Annotated in this window: 4 protein-coding genes and 1 tRNA gene; 1 reads left to right on the plus strand and 4 read right to left on the minus strand. The window is 62.1% G+C overall.

The features are described 5' to 3' along the window. Positions 1-350: 350 nt before the first annotated feature. The 4 genes from QNJ86_RS05055 to QNJ86_RS05070 all read right to left on the minus strand — a co-directional run bounded on the left by QNJ86_RS05055 (position 351) and on the right by QNJ86_RS05070 (position 3,117). Positions 351-435: transfer RNA gene (locus tag QNJ86_RS05055), tRNA-Leu, on the minus strand. A gap of 39 nt (positions 436-474) precedes the next feature. Next, positions 475-1,473, minus strand: coding sequence for a Ppx/GppA phosphatase family protein (locus QNJ86_RS05060; RefSeq protein ID WP_283831511.1), 999 nt, complete (start codon positions 1,471-1,473; stop codon positions 475-477). Between the two features lie 18 nt (positions 1,474-1,491). Then, positions 1,492-2,550, minus strand: a complete 1,059-nt coding sequence (locus QNJ86_RS05065) for an FtsB family cell division protein (protein ID WP_283831512.1) — start codon at positions 2,548-2,550, stop codon at positions 1,492-1,494. Positions 2,551-2,736: 186 nt separating this feature from the next. Then, positions 2,737-3,117: a metal-dependent transcriptional regulator gene (locus QNJ86_RS05070; protein ID WP_283831513.1), complete on the minus strand. Its 381-nt coding sequence runs from the start codon at positions 3,115-3,117 to the stop codon at positions 2,737-2,739. A gap of 237 nt (positions 3,118-3,354) precedes the next feature. Between QNJ86_RS05070 and QNJ86_RS05075 the strand changes: the two genes are divergently transcribed. Continuing rightward, positions 3,355-4,404 carry a polyprenyl synthetase family protein gene (locus QNJ86_RS05075; protein ID WP_283831514.1) on the plus strand — a complete coding sequence of 350 codons (1,050 nt, stop codon included), beginning with the start codon at positions 3,355-3,357 and terminating at the stop codon, positions 4,402-4,404. The last annotated feature ends 239 nt before the right edge of the window (positions 4,405-4,643 follow it).

Here is a 4,643-nt window from a genome sequence, read left to right on the forward strand (position 1 = left end):
CCAGTCATCAAAAGCAGCCAAAACAAACGAGAAAAACCCCGAATTACCTATTGACTCTTTATAGCTGGACTACGGGGACCTGGCAGTTATCAGGGGTTATGGCATTTTAGTCAGCCCGCGGCGTAAAGGTGGGGATGTGGGGAACTCTTGGCGTAATAGATAGCGCGTAAGCGCGTCACATTATTGTGGCCGCGGCGAGATGGCGAGGGTTGCGATAGTAATTAGTAGGGACTCCCTTTGCTGGCGCCGCTCGGGATCCTTCGGCTCGCTTCGCTCGCTCAGGATGACAGGGGAAGTTGCGCTCGTGTAGAATGACATTCCGCGTCACATATTTCTTCGCGCACTATATATGGTAGGGGCGGCGGGACTCGAACCCGCAAGACCGAAGTCGGAGGATTTTAAGTCCCCTGCGTATGCCAATTCCGCCACGCCCCCGTGTTTGTATATGGTAGCAAAGATTTCGCCGCGGCGGGGTTAGGCTTTCGCGGCGTCCAGGATAATGCCGTGAAGAATGTCCGATTCGCTGGCCGTGAAGCCGTCGGCCCCGGCAAGATCCAGCACTGCTTGCAAAATAAGCAACCCGGCCACAATCACCGGCGCGCGCCCGGGGTCCAGGCCCACCACGCGGCGGCGCTCATCCAGCGACACGCCAGCCAGCTGTTCGTACACCTCATCTAAGCTGGCGCGCGACACCTTCGCCTTGTGCACGCGCGAGGAATCGTACGTTGCCATGCGCTCGCGCACCGCAACCACACTGGTGGCGGTGCCGGCCACGGCCACCACGCGCTGAGGCTTGAAACCATCCGTGCGCAAGCCCTCGAAGTAGGGGCGCATGCCGTCCTCAATCCACGCGCGCGCCGCGCTCAGCTCGCTCGCGGCAGGCGGGTCGGACGGCAAAAACTTCTCGGTCACGCGCCTGCACCCAATGTCGAAGGAGTGCACGCGCACGGGTTCGCCTCCCGCCGGGCCGGCCACCAACTCGGTCGAGCCGCCGCCCACGTCCACCACCAGCAGATTCTCGCCCACAAAGTCGCACGACGCCCCCGCGAACGACAGCGCCGCTTCGCGCGCACCCGGAATCACGGTGGGCCGCACGCCAGCATCGGCCAGCAAGGCCTCGAACTCACTCGCATTGCGTGCATCGCGCGCGGCGGAGGTAGCCACGGCCACCACGGTGATGCCGCTTCCGTCCGCCGGCTCGCATGAGTCCAGAAGGGCACAATACCCCGCCACCGTTTCAGCTACCCTCCGCATGGCCTCGGGTTTCAACACGCCGGTGGCGTCCACGCCTTCGCCCAAATTCGTAATAGCGTACTCACGTCGCAACTCGTGCAGCGCGCCGGCTTCGTCGATGTCGGCCACCAGCATACGGCAGGTTACGGTGCCAATGTCGATGGCGGCATAGCGCCCGGGACGCAGCGCGCCCTCAGGCGCGCACGCGGGCGCGGGGTCAGTCAAAAAAGATGAGGTCATAGGGCGCTTCCCTTTCGCCTACTGAACGCCGAACACGGCGTCGAGCAGGGGAGAATACCAGGTCTCGGGCGCTTTCACGCTGCCGGGTATGATGTTCGCCGTGAAGGTGGACTCGTCTTCCTTCGGCGTGAGGCCCTTCACGTTGGCGGTTTGCTCGCCTTCCTTCACCCAGCCGAACTGCTGGTGCGCGCGGTCCTCCACGCCGGCGTCGGTCTGCAGCGCGTTCACCTCGGACTCAAGCGACGCGTTGCGCTGCTCGATGGCGGCATATTCGGCCTGCAGGCGGTCGTGCTCGCGCACGGAATGGTACAGCTGCTGCGCGGGCGTGTACAGAAACCAGCAGGTCAGAACCAGGCAGAGCGTTGCCACGCCGCTCGCCACCAGGCGGCGCTTCAGGCTTCCCTCAGAACTAGCGGTGCGCTTCTTCTGGGCGGAAGCGGTCGGCGCATCGTTTTGCATGCGGGCTGAGCGGCGATGCGTCGCGCCCATCTCGCCCTTGTATACGGCCGCGCGCGGGCCACTGGAGGCGTCACTTGCGGGCGCGTTGCTGCCGCCGAACTGCTTCTCGAATTTCTTGTCCGCGCGATCCTTCTGATGCTTGCGGCGGAACTCCTGCCAGCGCGAACGCTTCTCGGGGGCGGGCTCTTCGGCCTGCTCTTGGTCTCCGAAGCCTCCCTCGAAGCCCAGTTCCCGCTCCAACTCAAAGTCACGCTCGGGGGCGAAGCGGTTCACGCGCACGTCGCGCGCACCACTGCGTCGCGCGCTTGTGCCTGCACGGGAGTAGTCGCTGCTCGTAGGGAAGCTGGTCACCGCTGCGCGGGATGACGCGGCGTACGCGCCATCGCCCGACCGGCGCGCGGCCGTGGAACGCGGCACCTGCACCAGTGCCGGAGAAGACACACCGCGGGTGGAAGCAGCGCCCCGGTAGCCGGTCGACGCTGCACCACGACGCGTGGAAGTACCAGGGGCATGGCGGCTCTCCGCACGGCTGCGAGAGCGCGCAGATGCAGACGAGCGCGGCGCCGCAACAGAGCGCTTGGCCTCGTCAAACGAAAGAATATTCGCCTGCTTACCCACTGGTATTCTGCTCCCTTGTGCATCGTGGTTCGGTGATGGTGTGTGTAATGCCAGAAGCACCGTGAAGCATAGCATACAAAAAGGCACCTCGCTACTGAGGCGCCTTGTGTCTGGGGGGTGTTGCTAAACGGTTGAATCGCGGCTGTCATCGCCCAAAACGCTGCCGGCGAGGCACCGCGCGCGGGCCTACAAATTCAGCTTCTTAATATAAGAACTCCATTTTTCGAACGACTCATCACTGATGGCGTGTTCCATGAGACACGCCTCCTCCTCGGCCTGCTCCGAGGGAATTCCCAGCGCTTTGGTAAGGAACGTGAACAGCATGTGGTGCTTGTCGAGCACCGATGAACCGTAGGCGTAGCCTTCGTCAGTAAGCGTGATATCGCCGTAATAGGGCTGGTCAGCCAGGCCCTTTTCCTTCAGCGCCGTTACGGCCTTGTTGACCGAGGCCTTCGACACGCCCAGCTTCGTAGCAATGTCGACCGAGCGCACCGACGCCTCCGTCGTGCCGCCCAGCATAACAATAGCTTCCAGATAATCTTCGTGCGATTTGGACATCTTTTCCAAGGGACCCCTCCTTCGCGCACCGCTCATGGTAGCACGCCCGCGCCCGCGCAGGAAGAGAAGGCTGCCCGCCGCACGCACAGTTTGAACCGCGGCCGCTTCGCCTCCTTCCTCATTTTTCGCTGAATATGCGGAGAAACCCTTAAGAATGAGCCGCTAGCGCAGAGCGGGGCGGGGCTGCTCAACACTTGTGATACCATTGTGCAACGTTTGGTCAACCCCAGCCACAGAGAAAGTGCCATGGAGAATATCAACGAAATTATCGCAGCCGTGGAAGAACCTCCCCAGTCCTTTGAAGAGTACCTGACGTGCTACGCCGATCGGGTGGGCGCGCTGGTGAACTCGTTCATTCCTGAAGGGACGCACCCCGATATGGACCGCTACCTGTACGGCCCGCTGACGGCGTACAGCCAAAATGGCGGCAAGCGGCATCGCCCGCTCATCTGCTTTGCGGCGTGCCGCGCGGTGGGTGGCGACATGGCGCGCGCGACTAGCGCCGCCGCGGCTATCGAGCACTTTCATACCGCCGCGCTCATTCACGACGACATTGCCGACGAGGCGGAACTGCGTCGCGGCGAGCCGTGCCTGCACCTCACCGAGGGCATGGGCCTGGCTATCAACATGGGCGACTTGGCGTTGTCGCTGGTGAACGGCACGGTTATCAACGACCCGGCGCTCGACGACGCGTGCAAGGTGCGCGTGGTGAACGAGCTCATTGAGATGACGCGCCGCACCATTGAGGGCCAGGCGCTCGACATTGGCTGGGCGCGCGACGGCCGCTACGACATCACGCCGGAAGACTACCTGGTCATGGCCACGCACAAGACGGCGCACTATTCGGGCGCCGTGCCGCTGGCCATTGGTGCCATCATCGGCGGCGGCACCGAGTCCGAAATTGAGGCGCTGCGCAACTATGGCCTGGACACGGGCCTGGCGTTCCAGATTCAGGACGACTTGCTGAACCTTATTGGCTCTGAGGAAAGCACGAAGAAGGACTTCCGCAACGACATTACGGAGGGGAAGCGCACGCTCATGGTGGTGCACGCGCTGCAGCACTCCGAGAGCCGCAACCGCCTGATTGAGATTCTTTCGTCGAAGGAGAAGGACCCGGAGGTGCTGGCCGAGGCTGTAGCCATTATGGAAGCGTCCGGCAGCATTGATTACGCCCGCAACTACGCTGAGAACCTCACAAGCATCGCGAAGAATCGCCTGGTAGACATGGTGCGCCCCTCCCCTTCGCGCGACCTGCTGATCTCGATGGCGGATTGGTTTGTCAATAGGTTGAAGTAGGGCCTGCGGGACGAGGGGGGTTTGTAAAACCCCCCGCCGCACTCCTGCTTCACAAAAGTGTGACGCGCTTCGCGCTGGCTAATATGCCACAAGGTGGCTGCCCTCCCTATCACTATGACGAGGGCTTTTCCAAGTACCATAAACCTAACTAAAAGGTAACCTTCGTAGTCCAGCTATAAAGAGTCAATAGGTAATTCGGGGTTTTTCTCGTTTGTTTTGGCTGCTTTTGATGACTGGAT

The sequence above is a fragment of the Gordonibacter faecis genome, from assembly GCF_030077735.1.
In the GTDB taxonomy this organism is placed as follows: Bacteria; Actinomycetota; Coriobacteriia; order Coriobacteriales; family Eggerthellaceae; genus Gordonibacter; species Gordonibacter faecis.